The organism is Vibrio sp. YQ_11 (assembly GCF_043103065.1).
Classification (GTDB): Bacteria; Pseudomonadota; Gammaproteobacteria; order Enterobacterales; family Vibrionaceae; genus Vibrio; species Vibrio parahaemolyticus.
Genome location: NZ_JBICJM010000052.1, coordinates 29,451 through 45,260 on the forward strand (window position 1 = coordinate 29,451; position 15,810 = coordinate 45,260).

Consider the following 15,810-nt stretch of genomic DNA (forward strand, 5'->3'; position numbering starts at 1 on the left):
GGGCAGTTATGCCCAACCTGCAGGTGATTTCTTTCTGCGTGGAATGATATGAGGAAGAATCAAACCAAATAAAAGACCAAGGCCTGCTACACCGCCACCATAAGTGAAGTACTTAAGCAGCATGTCATCTTTTTGCGTATCCAGCTTGGCGCGAAGTTCACGGTTTTCTGTTTCAACAGAAGTGAGCTGGTCGCTGATCTCAGAGTATTTTTTCTCTAGATCTGTAATTTGTTGGTTACGAGTTTCTAGTGATGTTACTAGACCCGCTTTCTCGGTATCAGAAGTTTGACGAGCATTTGCTAGCTGTTCTTTCACTTCTGACAGCTCTTTCTCAATACGAGGAAGGCGAATTGCCATGCTTTCTTGATTTGTCACAAACTTGCTTTGTACCCAACCAGTGCGGCCGCGGTCATCACGAACTTGCGTGTAGCCTGTATCTTTGTTGGCTTGTAAAAGCTGAACTTTAGAGCCAGCGTTAATGCTGCCAATGATACGGTAAGTGTTGTTTGGACCTGAGTGCATGAAAGTGAATAGGTCATCAGAAATATAACGGTTTGCTGCTAGTGCCGCTGGTGCTGCTAGCAAAGTAAACAAAACCGTGATGATTAGTTTTTTCACAGTAAATCCCTTAACGATTTTCTTGGATACAGCGTTGGCACCGAATGATTGGAGCCGGAAATAGACGAATAGTATGCAGTTTCAAAGTTCGGTGCAACAAAGAAGGGAGGCAAAGCCTCCCTTTCTGTGCGTTTGAGTCAATAATGACAAAGCGCTTACATTCTATTGACGGATGTATTAAGAGAACATCGCTTGAATGCCGTAGAAGAATACGACAGCCAATAGTGCACCTGCTGGTAGCGTAACAATCCATGAAGCCACGATGTTACGTACTACACCTAGGTTTAGCGCCGCGATACCACGTGCAAAACCTACACCTAGAACCGCACCAACCAGTGTTTGAGTGGTAGAGATTGGCAGACCAGTACCTGATGCCAATACAACCGTACATGCAGTTGCAAGCTGAGCAGCAAAACCACGGCTTGGTGTTAGTTCAGTGATGCCTGTACCAACGGTTGCCATTACTTTGTGGCCCATTGTTGCAAGACCGACAACAATACCGATACCGCCCAATGGAAGAATCCACCATGCGATAGTGCTTTTCGCTGTAACCTCACCCATATGTTCAACAGTCGATACTACAGCAGAAAGAGGGCCAATTGCGTTTGCTACGTCGTTTGAGCCGTGAGCAAATGCCATCGCACAAGCTGTGATTACCATTAGAACGCTGAAGATACCTTCTACGCCAGCAAAGCTGCGGTCTTCTTCACGGTTAGCGAATTTTTTCTGAATGTAGAAGTAGCCGCCAGCCATAACAAGTGCAGATACCGCTACTGCCCACATCCACGCTTCGCCGTTAGTCAGGTGAAGACCAACGTGCTTCAGACCTTTTTTGATGGTTACAAGTGCAATCACCATTGTCGTGATGAACATGTAAACAGGAACGAAACGTTTTGCGTTGAATAGTGGGTTCTCAGTATCAAAAATCAGACGCTGTGCGCTGACGAAAATGACGTAAGCAAAGAAGCCTGAGATAACCGGAGTAATGATCCAGCTACCGACAATCCCTTGAACGCTGCTCCAGTCAACCGCTTCAGTACCTACAGACACACATGCAAAACCGATGATTGCACCGATGATAGAGTGAGTCGTTGATACAGGCCAGCCCATGTAAGAAGCAAGCAGTAGCCATGTACCAGCAGCAAGAAGTGCTGACATCATACCGAAGACAAGAATGTCTGGTTGGCTAGCAAAGAGAGATGTTTCGATAACACCTTTACGGATAGTGTCGGTTACTTCACCGCCTGCAAGGTATGCACCCGCAAATTCGAAGATCATCGCAATGATGATAGCTTGTTTTACGGTTAGCGCTTTTGAACCTACTGATGTACCCATCGCATTAGCAACGTCGTTCGCGCCAATACCAATCGCCATCATGAAACCAAAAATCGCTGCAACAATAATCAGGACAGTGCCGTAGTTCGCAAGGATATCCATCGTAATACCTAGTTGTTTTATAACAAGCGGAGCAAAATTTTACGCGCGCCAAACCATAAGACGGTGAAAATAGTCATCGTCCATCTGACACGTGTTCATTATGCTCTTCGTTATGTCGTTAACTTATGTTTTAAGATCGAGATAGCATCACTTCCAAACGAGCACCTACGCGCTGCGCTTGGTCGGCAATACCACCTACCCATTCAAGAATCTTGTACAAGAACATGACATCGATAGGGTTCATTTCAGATTCAATCGCCATCAGTTGTTGGCGCAGTTCAATCTGCATGGCATCGGTATCATCTTCAATAACGTCCAACTGATGAATCATTTCAGCGACGAGCGTCACTTCGCGGCCTTTGAAGCCGGTTTCTAGCAGTTCATCAAGTTCATTGATTACTTTTTGCGCTTGGTTAGCAGCATCAAGACAACGTTGAACGTAAGCGAGGAAGTTTGGTTGGAGAGCCTCAGGAATGACAAGTTGTCGACCATATACACGGCCAGCAATGTCTTTTGCCAGGTTAGCAAGTTTGTCCTGTTGAGTCAGAAGCTCAAGCATGTCAGTACGATCGACTGGCATAAACAAACCGCGAGGCAGTTTTAGACGGATTTCACGTTTTAGCACGTCCGCTTCTTTCTCTAGATGAGAAATTTGTGCACGGATCTCAGATGCTTTTTCCCAGTCACCCTTTGAAGAAACTTCAAAGAACTTCACCAGGTGTGAACAACATTCGTTGACACACACAACGTGGCGTTGCAAAGGCTTAATTGGGGACTTTGCAAATAACCCCATAATTGTATTTACTGGCATGGTCATTCAACCTAATAACTATAACCTTAAAAAAACATACACCATTTCTTAGTTCTTGGCGAAATGTTGAACGATGGCTATAAAGGCGCGCATGTTAACGCATTAAATGGCTCATTAAAACTGTTTTAGATCATCATTCGGGTGATATTTCTTTCTTGCCGTGCGAGAAATTAGGCAATATCCTGTTTCTATCTGCTTTGAAAGGTATAGCTATGGAAACCGAGATAGAACTGAAGTTTTTTGTTTCTCCTGAATTTTCAGAAACTTTACGAGCAAAAATTTCTGAAACAAAAGTACTTCAGCATAGTTGTCGTGACTTGGGTAACACCTATTTTGATACAGCCGACAATTGGCTAAGACAGCACGACATTGGTTTAAGAATTCGCCGTTTTGATGACGTTTTCGTCCAAACCGTAAAAACCGCAGGACGCGTTGTCGCAGGCTTACATCAAAGACCAGAATACAATGCTGAGCACACAAATAATGAACCGGATCTTTCGCTTCATCCTTCCGATATCTGGCCGTCAGGCAAAGATGTCGCGACTCTACAATCCGAGTTAGTTCCGCTTTTTTCGACCAACTTCACGCGTGAGCAGTGGCTGATTGGTATGCCAGATGGCAGCCAAGTAGAGGTCGCGTTTGACCAAGGCATGGTTGTCGCGCAAGGGGAAGACGGAGAAGAGAGACAAGAACCGATTTGTGAAGTCGAACTTGAACTCAAATCTGGCCAGACCGATGCACTATTTACCTTGGCGCGCAGTTTCTGCGAACAAGGTGGGATGCGTCTGGGTAACTTGAGCAAAGCCGCAAAAGGCTATCGCTTAGCGACTGGTTACACTGGCGACGAAGTGAAGCCGCTTTCTTTAGTGGACAGTAACAAAACAGACACCGTTGAATACTGCTTAATCAATTCACTTGAACATGCTTTATCGCATTGGCATTACCACGAACAAATTTACTCAGAGCGCGACAGTGTGGAAGCGCTGCGTGAAATCAGTAACGCCATTCGTTTTATTCGCCAAACATTGACCATTTTTGGTGGCGTAGTGCCTCGCCGTGCGAGCGCTATCTTGCGTCAAGAATTGAAGTGGTTAGAAGAAGAGCTCGTTTGGCTTGATGAACATGCTCACCTTGAAGAGTTGCTTGATGATAAAGGTAACGTATTGCGCAAACTTGACGCGCGTAAGTTCCTTGTCTCTGAGTTGACTCAACAGTTGGAAGAGTTGCCAAGTCGTGAAGAGATGCTGACATTGTTGAGTTCGGCGCGTTACACAGGATTACTGCTGGATCTTAGCCGCTGGATCTTAGCACGTGGCTGGCAGCCATTCTTGGATGAGAAAGCGCGCGAGAAGATGGCAAGCAACATCATGCCGTTTTCGGTGACGCAATTGGATCGCACTTGGGCAGAGCTGATGGAAGCTTTCCCTGCAGAGCGTGATTTGTCTGCGCAAGAGTATGTGGATCAGCGTTACCGTCTGCTGCGTAACCTTTACACTGGAATTGGTTTTGCGAGCTTGTACAACTTCGACGAGCGTAATAGCTTCCGTCTTCCTTGGGCTGACTTAGTGCATGGCATTGATGATCTGTTGATGCTGAACCATCTATTGCCTTTGGTTGATATGCTGGAAAATGAAGAGAAAGAACAGCTAGAGCGTTGGCTGCACCGCCAAGAGCGTTCGATTCTTCATGCAATGGATCAAACAAGAGCAATCAGCGTAGAGACTCAGCCGTACTGGCGTGAAAAATAAGATAAGCGAGCGCAAAGTAGCGTTATCTTCATTAATTTAAAGAGAAATAGGACCGATAGGTCCTATTTTTTTGTCTGAATTTTGCGTTGCTGCATTTCCTCTTCGATAAGAGTTAGTCGATCAAGGATTTGTTCTTGCTGTTCTAATAGCTGTTCTAACATCCGCTCTTTGTTCTTAGAACGGTGATCTTGCTGTTTAGTCGGAGCGGTTAAAATCGACGTAATCACACCAGAGATCATACCGAAGATCCCCACTCCACAAACGATGATGATGACGGCTAAAAACTTTCCTCCAGAGGTCACTGGATAATGATCGCCGTAACCCACAGTGGAGATCGTCACAAAGACCCACCACAAAGCATCAGCTCCAGTACGGATGTTCGCAGCTGGGTTTTTGGCTTCGATAAACAGCATGGCGGTGGAACCGAGCGTTATGAGGATCACCATCAATAGCAATATGGACGCGACGGTGGTTTCTCGGCGGTTTTCTTTGAGCTGATGCAGAATGAACTTTGAAGAGCGCAGCACCAACACCACGCGCAAAATATGAAAGATGCGAGCAAAGCGTAATGGCTCGATCATTGGGATGCTGGCCACAAAATCTATCCAATGCAGCTTAATAAATGAACGTCGATCTGTGGAGCGGATCAAATCAATGGTGAGCTGCAATAGAAAAATACTACAGATTATAAAATCCAGACCGATAAGAACTTGACGGGTTTCGTTATCGATTGGAAAAAACAACAGGCCAGAGATCACAAATAACGCCATAAAGGACAAGATTAGTGACAACAGGCCCATCGGTCGAGTGCTGTCTTTGATATCATTATTTTTCATACGAAGCTCGAAATAAATCGCGTGATAGAACCCAAGCGCAAACATAACTATAAGAGATGTAAAAACTATATAAGACTCAGTGGAGAACTGACAATGGAAAAGCTGGCATTCAAGCCATGGGAAAGGGTCATATCCGACATTCGACTTGTACCGAAAATGGTCATGTTGATGGTATTCAGTACCGTTCTGATCGTGGCAAAACAACTTTGGGACGCAAACACATTTTACGATTCACTTTTAGCAGCCACTCAAAATGCGCAAGTTGCTCAACAACATTATGAAGCGTATTTGACTCAAGTAGTGTGGCAAACCGCGCTACTTATCGTCGTTTTTGTGGCTTTACTGTTGGCCGCCGCACGCGTAATGCTGCGCCAAACTCAGTATCTCAATGAAGCCATCAAATTAATGGCGAGCAAAAACTTGTCGGTACCGTTTGGTATGGACTGTAAAGATGAATACGGAGATGTGGCACGAGAGCTAGAGAAAACGCGTCGCCAACTGCATGACGTGATTCAAATGCAAATCAACGCATCCGACGAGCTAGCGACACTGACGGAAGTGATGACGCTGAGCATGTCAGAAACTAAAGAGTCGGCGCAAGAAGAATTCAACGAGATTGACCAACTGGCGACGGCCATGAGTGAGATGTCATCGACCGTACAAACGGTGGCCGATCATGCTCAAACGGCTTCTTCTTTGACGGAACAGGCGTCCACGCAAGCCGTAACGGGTCAACAGTTCTTGCAAAGCACAGTGGCGAAAATGAGCGAGCTATCTTCAGATATTGCGTCTTCTGCACAAGCCGTAAACCAAGTCGAAGAGCGTGTGGAGTCGATTGGTAGCGTAGTTGGTACGATTCAAGGCATCTCTGAGCAAACCAACTTGCTTGCTTTGAATGCGGCGATTGAAGCGGCGCGTGCTGGTGAAGCAGGGCGTGGTTTTGCTGTGGTGGCGGACGAAGTTCGTAACCTTGCGCAGCGCACGCAACAAGCGACGGTGGAAATTCAAGAAATGATCACTCAGCTACAGGCCAGCGCGACTTCTGCGGTTGATTTGATGGAGAAAAGTGTTGTCGAAGCGGCTGAAGGCGTGGAACTGGTTTCTAACGCGGGTAGTGAGCTTGATGGCATTGTTGCTCAAGTAACACAAATCAACGACATGAACTTCCAAATTGCCACAGCTTCAGGACAACAAAGCAGTGTAGCGGAAGAAATGAGCCAGAACTTAACGAACGTTCGTGAGCTGGTTGAAGCATCGGTCGTGGTGGTCACAGAGTTACTGGAAACCTCTGAAATGATGCAAAGTAACGCCGAAGAGCTAGATAAGAAGATTAAGTCATTTAGCGTATAAAGCGAATTGGATTTGATAAAACGCCCACAAACCTTTTGTGGGCGTTTTTATTTGCTTTAAGTCTGGTATAAAGAATGAATCACCGTGCTTTTCACACAAGGAAGAAACATGCAGCTGCCTTCGTCACTGGTCTCTGTCGCCGAATCTGTCGTTCAAAATGCCCAAGAAGCGGGTTACCTTCAATCATGGCCAAATGAGGTCGTAGAGCAGTTTCATTACGTCTCGGCGTTGAGCCAATTTATTACGGAAACCATTCACCGTGACGAGGCTCTCGCGCAGCAGTTACCAACGATGTTAAGTGAGCTTAGCCGACACCAAGCTTATCGCACCCGTCTGGCCGCTTTATTGGCAGAATGCCCAGATGAAATGTCTGGTCATCGCGTTCTGCGTCAGTTCCGAAATCGAGAAATGGTCTACATCGCGTGGAAAGACTTCTTACATGCTTGGACACTTGAAGAGTCATTACGTCATTTGTCCCAATTGGCAGAGGCGATGATCTTTGAGACATACCAATGGCAATACAAAATTTGCTGCGCAGAATGGGGAACGCCAACAAATGCAGAGGGTGAAGCTCAACCGATGTTGATCATTGGGATGGGCAAGCTAGGCGGCAGTGAACTGAATTTCTCTTCCGATATCGACCTGATTTTTACTTACCCTGAAAACGGCGAAACCCAAGGTGCCCGCCGCAGTATTGCTAACGCGCAGTTCTTTACTCGTCTTGGTCAGCGGATCATCAAAGCACTCGATCAACAGACGTTTGATGGTTTTTGTTATCGCGTCGACATGCGGCTGCGTCCGTTTGGAGAAAGCGGCCCGTTGGTAATGAGCTATGCCGCGTTGGAAGATTACTACCAAGAGCAAGGACGGGACTGGGAACGTTACGCGATGATCAAAGCGCGCGTGATGGGATGCGAAATGTATCCGCAATATCAAGAGCTACGCAAAATGTTGCGTCCGTTTGTGTTCCGTCGTTACATCGACTTTAGTGCGATTCAGTCGTTGCGCCGCATGAAATCAATGATCAGCAGTGAAGTGCGACGTCGCGGTTTAACCAACAACATCAAGCTGGGTGCTGGTGGTATTCGAGAAATTGAGTTTATCGCGCAAGTTTTCCAACTGATTCGTGGCGGGCGAGAGCCATCTTTGCGCAATCGTGGCTTGCTCGAAACCTTAAATGGTATTGAGGAACTTGCACTGTTAACCCCGCAAGAAGTCAGCAATCTGGAAGCGGCATATAAATATTTACGCCAGCTAGAAAATCTACTGCAAGCAATGGCAGACAAGCAGACTCAAACGCTGCCCGATTGCGACATTGAGCGTTTAAAACTGGCAACTGCGATGCAGCTAGAGTCGTGGGAGCTGCTCATCGAACAAACTCAGCAGCACATGAATAAAGTGCATCAAGTATTTGAAACCTTGATTGGTGACGACGAAGAAGATGAGGGCAGCACGATTGCTCGTCATTTCCATGAATTATGGGATATGGCCAATAAACAAGATGTGCTAGAGCTGATTTTAGATCAGGACATTCATGTTGAAGAGCCCGCCATATTCTCTAAAGCTATCATCAACTTTAAAGCCGACTTGGCCAAGAAAACGCTCGGCCCCCGTGGGCGAGAGGTCTTAAACCGCTTGATGCCAAAAGTGTTTGATGCGGTGTTTGCCCACCCAGATGCGCAGTTTGGTTTACCGCGAGTGTTGCACTTACTGCACAATATTTGCACGCGCACGACGTACTTAGAATTGTTGGATGAACACCCTGCCGCATTGGTGCAGTTAGTGCGCTTGTGTACCGCAAGTCCGATGATTTCTGAACAGTTGTCTCGTTATCCAATCCTTCTGGATGAGTTGATAGATCCTCAACAGCTGTACAACCCAATTCCACTCGATAGCTATCGCACTGAATTGCGCGATTTCCTTGCCCGTATTCCCGAAGATGATATGGAGCAGCAAATGGAAGCGCTGCGTCAGTTTAAGCAAATTTGTATTTTGCGTATCGCGGCGGCGGATATCGCTGGCGTGCTGCCAGTCATGAAAGTAAGTGACCACTTAACTTATCTAGCAGAAGCCATTGTTGAAGCGGTGGTCAGCCAAGCGTGGCTTCAAGTGTCTGAAAAATACGGCGAGCCAACACACGTGAAAGACCGTGAAGGCAAAGGCTTTGCCGTGATCGGTTATGGTAAAGTCGGTGGATGGGAGTTGGGCTACAACTCAGACTTAGATATTGTCTTTATGCACGACTGCCCAGTTAATGTATACACCGATGGTAAGAAGGAAATTGACGGCCGCCAGTTCTACCTTCGTTTAGCACAGCGCATCATCCATATTTTCTCAACCCGCACCGCATCAGGCATTCTATACGAAGTGGACACTCGCTTACGTCCTTCTGGTGCGTCCGGCCTGTTGGTGAGTCCAACCGATGCGTTTGATGATTATCAACATCAAGATGCGTGGACTTGGGAGCATCAAGCTTTAGTGCGCGCTCGCATGATTTATGGTGATGAACCATTGGCGATTGCTTTCCATAACACTCGTCATGATGTGTTGTGTAAACCGCGTGATGAGCAAACGTTGAAAAAAGAAGTCGTCGAGATGCGCGAAAAAATGCGCGATCATTTAGGCGGTAAGAAATCTGGTCGCTTCATGATCAAGCAAGACGTCGGTGGTATTACCGATATCGAATTTCTGGCTCAATATTTGGTGCTTAACTATAGTCACGAGAAACCTAAGCTTACGCGTTGGTGTGACAATGTCCGAATATATGAAACGCTAATTGCTCAAGGTGTCATGGAAGAAGACCAAGCGATGCAACTGATACGCGCGTATACGACGATGCGTAACGAAATACATCACAGAAACCTACTTAATTTGGATGCAGATGTGGTTGAAGATAAGTTTGTTGCAGAAAGAGAATGGGTGAAGCAAGCATGGAACCAGTGGTTCGCCTAAGTAGAAGTAGTGCTCAAGGTTCAGCCTAGAAAAAGGCTGTGCTAAACTCACCACGATTTAATTTTTGGAGACCAATAATGAAACCAATTCTACCTGATTACAACAGCGCTGGTGTGCTCATCATCGGTGATGTCATGCTAGACCGTTACTGGTATGGCCCAACTGGACGTATCTCGCCAGAAGCACCAGTACCTGTTGTAAAAGTAGAAAACAATGAAGAGCGTCCGGGTGGTGCTGCGAACGTTGCGATGAACATCGCGTCACTAGGTGGTCATGCTCACATTGTTGGTCTGACTGGTGAAGATGAGCCAGCAAAAGTGCTAACGGAAACACTCAGCGCATTGAACGTGAAGTGTGATTTTGTTGCGCTGCCTGATTATCCAACCATTACTAAATTACGCGTTATGAGCCGTGGCCAGCAACTTATCCGTCTTGACTTTGAAGATAAGTTTGAGAATACCGACGCGACCCCGGTTCTGTCTCGTATGGATGCAGCGCTACCAAACGTGAAAGCGGTGATCATGTCTGACTACGCAAAAGGCTCTCTAGAGCACGTTCAAGCGTACATTCAGAAAGCGCGAGCAGCGAATATTCCTGTTTTCATTGATCCTAAAGGTGCGGACTTTGAACGTTACCGCGGTGCAACTCTACTGACACCAAACATGAAAGAGTTTGAAGATGTGGTCGGTAAAGTGAAATCGGATCAAGAGCTGGTAGAGAAAGCTCTGGCACTTGTTGAAGAGTTTGATTTTGAAGCGCTATTGGTAACACGTAGTGAGCACGGTATGACGTTGATTCGTCGTGGCCAAGAGCCATTCCATCTACCAACGCAAGCGAAAGAAGTCTACGACGTAACAGGTGCTGGCGACACGGTGATTTCTGTACTTGCAGCGTCGGTTGCGGCAGGTAAGTCCTTCGAAGAAGCGTGTGCACTTGCTAACGCAGCTGCTGGCGTTGTCGTGGGTAAACTGGGTACGTCGACGCTGTCTGAAATTGAATTGGCAGAAGCGGTTCATGGCAGTCAAGATACCGACTTTGGTGTCATCTCAGAAAAAGCACTGATTGAAGCGGTGAAAAAAGCACGTGCTCGTGGCGAGAAAGTCGTCATGACCAATGGCTGTTTTGATATTCTTCACGCTGGTCATGTGTCTTACCTTAATCATGCTGCTGAGCTAGGTGATCGCCTAATTGTCGCAGTAAATACCGATGAGTCTGTAAAGCGTTTAAAAGGCCCTGGTCGTCCAGTAAACCCAACCGATCGCCGTATGGCAGTATTGGCAGGTTTAGGTGCAGTTGACTGGGTTGTACCGTTTAGTGAAGATACGCCACAGCGTCTGATCTCTGAAGTGCTGCCAAGCATGTTAGTTAAAGGCGGTGACTACAAACCAGAAGAGATTGCCGGTGGTAAAGAAGTGATTGCAGCAGGTGGTGAAGTTCGTGTTTTGAACTTTGAAGATGGTTGCTCAACCAGCGAAATCATCAATGCAATTAAAGGCGGCAAAGGCTAAGCCTTACAGCTTTGAACAACACTATCTGAAAGGTCGCTGCAAAGCGGCCTTTTTGTTTTTTTATGCTTGCTGTTCTACGTTCTGGTATAGCAATGCATTTGCGAGATAATCGCTAGGCGTACAATGTTAGGTACTTTGCATCGAATGATAGACAACAAAAAACGCCAGTTGAATCAACTGGCGTTTTAATTTCATTGTATAACTGAACGTTATTTCGCTGGTTTCAAACCTGCATCCACATCCAAGATGTCTTGTTCGCTTAGTGTACCAACCGCTTGGCGAAGCTGAAGAACACTCAGGATGTAGTTGTAACGAGCGTCTGAAAGGTTTTTGTTCGCATCGTATAGACGACGAGTTGCGTCTAGAACATCAACGATAGTACGAGTACCTACATCAAAACCTGCTTCCGTCGCTTCTAGCGCAGATCTCGCTGAAACTACCGATTGCTCATACGCTTTTAACGCACCAATAGAAGCGTTGATGTTGTTGTTTTGTGCGCGAACATCTTTCACTACGCTACGGTACTGAGCTTCAAGATCTTCGCTTGCTGCAACGTACGCAAATTCTGCTTGTTTGGTTTGTGATGTCACGTTGCCGCCAGTGTAAAGTGGCACTGCTAGGTTAACGCCAATATTGAAGTTATCCGTCGTGTTATCACGAGCACTGTTTGAAGTATCACCGTAGTTGTAACCACCGTCTAGAGACAGTGTTGGTAGGTGACCAGAGCTAGCTAGTGAGATGTTGTCGCGCGCGATGTCTTGTGAAATACGAGCTGACAATAGGCTAAGGTTCTTCGTTTTCGCTTCATCGATCAACGTTTCAGCAGGGCTGTTCGTACGTGTTGCAGAGAAACGGTTAGTATCAAGAACGTTTAAGTTTTTGTGTTCTTGACCTGTGATTTCACGTAGTGATTCGTAGCTGTTGATCAGATCATTTTCTGCCAACACTTCATCTGCTAGTACTGCATCGTACTGAGCTTGAGCATCGTGAACGTCAGTAATTGCCGACAAACCAACTTCAAAGCGTTGTTTTGTTTGTTCTAGTTGGCGACCAACGGCTGCTTTCTCTGCACGAACGAAGACTAGATTGTCTTGAGCGCGCAATACTTCGAAGTACGCTTGAGATACGCGAAGGATCAAACCTTGTTGTGCTGCTGCGTAAGTAGCGTCTGCTTGGCGAGCGCTTTTTTCAGCAGTATCTAATGTGATCCAAGATGCGCGGTTGTAAAGTTCTTGCGAGAAGTTAACGCCAGCAGTTAGGGCATTTGAGTCGTTTGACACGTCACTAATAAGATTTGAATCGTATTCTGTGTCGCCACGAGTCAGGTTGTAACCCGCTGTTAGGTTGATTTGTGGTAATAGAGCACTACGGCTAGAGGTGATTGCTTCAAAAGCTCGGTCACGCTGTGCTGCTACACTGAGCAATTGTGGATCATTTTGCTTTGCTAAGTCGTAGATTTCAGCTAAAGAATCTGCCCATGCAGAAGAACTTATGCCACCTAGCGCTGCACTGATAAATAGTGGAAGCAATTTTTTCATTTTCTATTCCCGCGGTCAATAGATTGGTTAATTCTCAGTAGTTTAACTCAATTTGAACGATATTTACTCTAAAGTTTGCACTTTTTTACACGTAATTGTCCGTCTGTGCAATAAATTTTTGACTCAGACTTAAAATAAATTATAACTATTGTACAAAAAGTTGAGCCAAGTCCTTTGAGCAAGTGATTAACAATGAGTAAACTACAAGATTCACTCAGAGAGGTGTTGAATGCAACAGTGTGACAAACGACAAGATGAGTTTACTTCACAAGACGTAGAAATCATCTCGAAGGAATCTGTGTTTGAAGGCTTCTTTAAAATGGTGAAGTACCGTTTTAAGCATAAGCTATTCGCTGGTGGTTGGAGCGACGTGGTCGAACGAGAAATGTTCGAGCGTGGCCATGCCGCAGCAATGCTGCCCTACGATCCTAAAACGGATCAAGTGGTTATCATTGAGCAGATCCGCATTGGCGCATTGGAACATGAACACCCTTGGCAGCTAGAAATTGTCGCCGGTATGATCGATCGCGATGAATCCGCAGAAGAGGTGATTCGCCGTGAAGCCGAAGAAGAAGCAGGCATTACCGTAGGGCGAGTGGCATCAGTCACGTCTTATTATCCTTCTTCCGGTGGATGCTCTGAAAAACTGGATGTGTTTGTTGGTGAAGTTGATGCTTCTAAAGCGCACGGCATTCATGGTTTAGACTATGAAGATGAAGACATTCGAGTTCATGTGCTAAGTCGTGAGCAAGCGTACCAATGGGTGAAAGACGGAATATTTGAGAATGGTGCTTCTATTATTGCGTTGCAATGGTTGCAACTAAACCATCAAGAGTTGAGGTCACAATGGGGATATCCCCAAATAGTGGAGAGTAAGTAATGGCGCAGGTGGCTGAAAAACAGCGATATCATGTTGATTTAGCAGGTCTGATGAGAACCTATGAGACCAATTACGCTAAGTTAAATGCCTTACTGCCTGTCTCTGCTGAGGTTGGGGATGTACGTTGCTATCAAGCGGCGAACATGGTTTACCAACTGACCGTGAATGAAATCACAAAATACACCACAGTTGTTGAGATATGTCAGAGTGATGAAACGCCAGTGTTTCCTTTGCCGACGATGTCTGTCAGGCTTTATCACGATGCGAGAGTGGCTGAAGTATGCTCAAGCGGAGAGTTCTCACGCATTAAAGCTAAATATGATTATCCCAATGACCAGTTGATGCAGAGAGATGAAAAGCATCAACTTAATACGTTCCTTGGTGAATGGCTGACGTTTTGTTTACGAAGTGGCATTAGTAGAACGCCGCTTGCCTTCAATTGATCGTCACGTCATTCAAGGAAAATAACAAGAAACTATAGAGTGAACGAATCAGGTTTTCATTTTGCAATCATCGAATGACAGCATCAAACTTTTACAAATCACGGATACTCATCTGTTCGCTGCAGACGAGGGAAGTTTGCTGAGCGTAAAAACAGCCGACAGCTTTTCTGCTGTGGTTAACGAAGTTTTGCGCCGCAAAGTGGGGTTTGATTACATTTTAGCGACTGGCGATATTTCACAGGATCATAGCGCCGAGTCTTATCAACGATTTGCTGATGGCATTGCGCCGCTGCAAAAGGATTGTTATTGGCTGCCGGGAAATCACGATTACAAACCCAATATGGGCAGTGTGTTACCTTCACCACAAATTCAAGCGGCAGAACATGTGTTGCTGGGTGAAAAGTGGCAATTGATTTTGCTTGATTCTCAAGTAGTAGGCGTGCCTCATGGGCGTTTAAGCGATCAGCAGTTGACTCTTTTGGAAGAGAAATTAACGGAATTTCCTGAGCGTCATACACTGGTTTTATTGCATCACCATCCTTTGCTGGTGGGGAGCGCTTGGCTTGACCAGCATACGTTGAAAGACGCAGAAGTGTTTTGGCAAGTTGTGGATCGATTCGACAATGTAAAAGGCATTTTGTGTGGGCATGTTCATCAAGACATGAACGTAATACACAAAGGTATTCGAGTGATGGCAACACCATCAACGTGTGTCCAGTTTAAGCCGAATTCCGATGATTTCGCGCTTGATACCACATCCCCAGGTTGGCGTGAGCTAGAACTGCACACCAACGGCGACATCACAACCCATGTCGACCGTTTACTAGAAGGCCAATTCCAGCCAGATTTCTCTTCCAACGGATATTAATGATGCCCGAGCTCTAAGTTCGGGCTCGCTTTTTCATGCGAGACTTCTATGAGTAAACCTTCACTTCTATTGTACATCCACGGTTTCAACAGCTCACCGCTCTCAATGAAAGCCAATTTAATGAGAGAATATTGCGCGCAGCATCGTCCGGACATCAAAGTCATCGTCCCACAATTGCCTTGCTTTCCTGAACAAGCCGCTCAATTGTTGTTGGATATTGCTGAGCAATACAAAGATGACTACAACATTGGCTTAGTGGGTAGCTCGCTTGGTGGTTACATGTCGACATGGCTGAATGCGAAGTATGGTTTTAAAGCGGTGGTCGTTAACCCAGCGGTCAAACCTTATGAGCTACTCGTTGATTATTTAGGCGAACAAACCAATCCATATACGCATGAAACCTATACACTTGAAGCTTGTCATATTGACGAATTAAAAGCTCTTGATGTACAAAGCATCGCGTCGCCACACTCTTTCTGGTTGTTGCAGCAAACAGAAGACGAGGTTTTAGACTATCGCCAAGCGGTAGATAAGTTTGCAAAAGCTAAGCAAACGGTAGAACAAGGTGGTGATCACAGTTTTGTAGGCTTTGAGCGTTATCCTGCTAAGATTATCGAATTCCTTGAACTGTAATACTAATGAGACGATTGGAATAGGCTCATAGTTTTTATTGATATATCCAACTGTTTCTTGACATAGGCGGTGTGCTTTCCGACTATGTTTTGCCTAAAGATCTTAAGGGTCATCGACCCTGGCTACGTTGTTATGCATCAGATTTATAAACACTTAACGATGCTGACAGGGTAGCTTTTTCGTTTCCT

The 15,810-nt window shown here is 45.8% G+C and carries 13 protein-coding genes; 8 read left to right on the forward strand and 5 right to left on the reverse strand.

Features of this window, described 5'->3' with window-relative positions; all coding sequences use genetic code 11:
* Positions 1 to 6: 6 nt before the first annotated feature.
* From ACF8EG_RS24115 to ACF8EG_RS24125, 3 genes are all read right to left on the reverse strand, one after another.
* Complete coding sequence (locus ACF8EG_RS24115; protein WP_005455434.1) at positions 7 to 618, reverse strand: TIGR04211 family SH3 domain-containing protein; 612 nt, start codon at positions 616 to 618, stop codon at positions 7 to 9.
* 177 nt (positions 619 to 795) lie between these two features.
* Complete coding sequence (locus ACF8EG_RS24120) at positions 796 to 2,055, reverse strand: inorganic phosphate transporter (RefSeq protein ID WP_005479165.1); 1,260 nt, start codon at positions 2,053 to 2,055, stop codon at positions 796 to 798.
* A gap of 130 nt (positions 2,056 to 2,185) precedes the next feature.
* Complete coding sequence (locus tag ACF8EG_RS24125; protein WP_005479163.1) at positions 2,186 to 2,866, reverse strand: TIGR00153 family protein; 681 nt, start codon at positions 2,864 to 2,866, stop codon at positions 2,186 to 2,188.
* A gap of 212 nt (positions 2,867 to 3,078) precedes the next feature.
* On the opposite strand from ACF8EG_RS24125, the gene ACF8EG_RS24130 reads away from it, so the two are divergent.
* Positions 3,079 to 4,614 (forward strand): inorganic triphosphatase, encoded by a 1,536-nt coding sequence (locus tag ACF8EG_RS24130; RefSeq protein WP_020840070.1) that lies wholly within the window; start codon positions 3,079 to 3,081, stop codon positions 4,612 to 4,614.
* A gap of 62 nt (positions 4,615 to 4,676) precedes the next feature.
* Here the strand turns inward: ACF8EG_RS24130 and ACF8EG_RS24135 are convergent, their stop codons facing one another.
* Positions 4,677 to 5,495, reverse strand: a complete 819-nt coding sequence (locus tag ACF8EG_RS24135; RefSeq protein ID WP_005497048.1) for a potassium channel family protein — start codon at positions 5,493 to 5,495, stop codon at positions 4,677 to 4,679.
* Between the two features lie 48 nt (positions 5,496 to 5,543).
* Between ACF8EG_RS24135 and ACF8EG_RS24140 the strand changes: the two genes are divergently transcribed.
* From ACF8EG_RS24140 to hldE, 3 genes are all read left to right on the forward strand, one after another.
* Positions 5,544 to 6,800, forward strand: a complete 1,257-nt coding sequence (locus tag ACF8EG_RS24140; RefSeq protein WP_005455439.1) for a methyl-accepting chemotaxis protein — start codon at positions 5,544 to 5,546, stop codon at positions 6,798 to 6,800.
* Positions 6,801 to 6,908: 108 nt separating this feature from the next.
* Positions 6,909 to 9,752, forward strand: coding sequence for a bifunctional [glutamate--ammonia ligase]-adenylyl-L-tyrosine phosphorylase/[glutamate--ammonia-ligase] adenylyltransferase (glnE, locus tag ACF8EG_RS24145; protein ID WP_392419838.1), 2,844 nt, complete (start codon positions 6,909 to 6,911; stop codon positions 9,750 to 9,752).
* A gap of 77 nt (positions 9,753 to 9,829) precedes the next feature.
* Positions 9,830 to 11,260, forward strand: a complete 1,431-nt coding sequence (gene hldE, locus ACF8EG_RS24150) for a bifunctional D-glycero-beta-D-manno-heptose-7-phosphate kinase/D-glycero-beta-D-manno-heptose 1-phosphate adenylyltransferase HldE (protein ID WP_005497052.1) — start codon at positions 9,830 to 9,832, stop codon at positions 11,258 to 11,260.
* A 209-nt stretch (positions 11,261 to 11,469) separates the two neighbouring features.
* On the opposite strand, the gene vpoC is transcribed toward hldE, so the two are convergent.
* A complete protein-coding gene (gene vpoC, locus ACF8EG_RS24155) occupies positions 11,470 to 12,798 on the reverse strand; it encodes an efflux RND transporter outer membrane protein VpoC (RefSeq protein WP_005455451.1) in 1,329 nt (442 codons plus the stop codon).
* A gap of 229 nt (positions 12,799 to 13,027) precedes the next feature.
* Here vpoC and nudF point away from each other — a divergent pair, with 229 nt between their 5' ends.
* The 4 genes from nudF to yqiA all read left to right on the forward strand — a co-directional run bounded on the left by nudF (position 13,028) and on the right by yqiA (position 15,622).
* Entirely contained in the window at positions 13,028 to 13,678 is a 651-nt protein-coding gene (nudF, locus tag ACF8EG_RS24160; RefSeq protein WP_021454359.1) for an ADP-ribose diphosphatase, read from the forward strand.
* The gene (locus ACF8EG_RS24165) at positions 13,678 to 14,121 is read left to right on the forward strand and encodes a DUF1249 family protein (RefSeq protein WP_005482022.1); all 444 of its coding nucleotides are present in this window, start codon (positions 13,678 to 13,680) and stop codon (positions 14,119 to 14,121) included. The genes nudF and ACF8EG_RS24165 overlap by 1 nt, the downstream gene beginning before the upstream one ends.
* Before the next feature lie 61 nt (positions 14,122 to 14,182).
* A complete protein-coding gene (gene cpdA, locus ACF8EG_RS24170; protein WP_069505209.1) occupies positions 14,183 to 14,989 on the forward strand; it encodes a 3',5'-cyclic-AMP phosphodiesterase in 807 nt (268 codons plus the stop codon).
* A 48-nt stretch (positions 14,990 to 15,037) separates the two neighbouring features.
* Positions 15,038 to 15,622 (forward strand): esterase YqiA, encoded by a 585-nt coding sequence (gene yqiA, locus ACF8EG_RS24175; RefSeq protein WP_020840076.1) that lies wholly within the window; start codon positions 15,038 to 15,040, stop codon positions 15,620 to 15,622.
* Positions 15,623 to 15,810 lie beyond the last annotated feature (188 nt).

Bases quoted from the DNA above. Each gene is read 5' to 3' on its own strand.
- ACF8EG_RS24120 (WP_005479165.1), bottom strand. From the start codon at position 2,055: ATGGATATCCTTGCGAACTACGGCACTGTCCTGATTATTGTTGCAGCG.
- ACF8EG_RS24125 (WP_005479163.1), bottom strand. From the start codon at position 2,866: ATGCCAGTAAATACAATTATGGGGTTATTTGCAAAGTCCCCAATTAAG.
- ACF8EG_RS24130 (WP_020840070.1), top strand. From the start codon at position 3,079: ATGGAAACCGAGATAGAACTGAAGTTTTTTGTTTCTCCTGAATTTTCA.
- ACF8EG_RS24135 (WP_005497048.1), bottom strand. From the start codon at position 5,495: ATGTTTGCGCTTGGGTTCTATCACGCGATTTATTTCGAGCTTCGTATG.
- ACF8EG_RS24140 (WP_005455439.1), top strand. From the start codon at position 5,544: ATGGAAAAGCTGGCATTCAAGCCATGGGAAAGGGTCATATCCGACATT.
- glnE (WP_392419838.1), top strand. From the start codon at position 6,909: ATGCAGCTGCCTTCGTCACTGGTCTCTGTCGCCGAATCTGTCGTTCAA.
- hldE (WP_005497052.1), top strand. From the start codon at position 9,830: ATGAAACCAATTCTACCTGATTACAACAGCGCTGGTGTGCTCATCATC.
- vpoC (WP_005455451.1), bottom strand. From the start codon at position 12,798: ATGAAAAAATTGCTTCCACTATTTATCAGTGCAGCGCTAGGTGGCATA.
- nudF (WP_021454359.1), top strand. From the start codon at position 13,028: ATGCAACAGTGTGACAAACGACAAGATGAGTTTACTTCACAAGACGTA.
- ACF8EG_RS24165 (WP_005482022.1), top strand. From the start codon at position 13,678: ATGGCGCAGGTGGCTGAAAAACAGCGATATCATGTTGATTTAGCAGGT.
- yqiA (WP_020840076.1), top strand. From the start codon at position 15,038: ATGAGTAAACCTTCACTTCTATTGTACATCCACGGTTTCAACAGCTCA.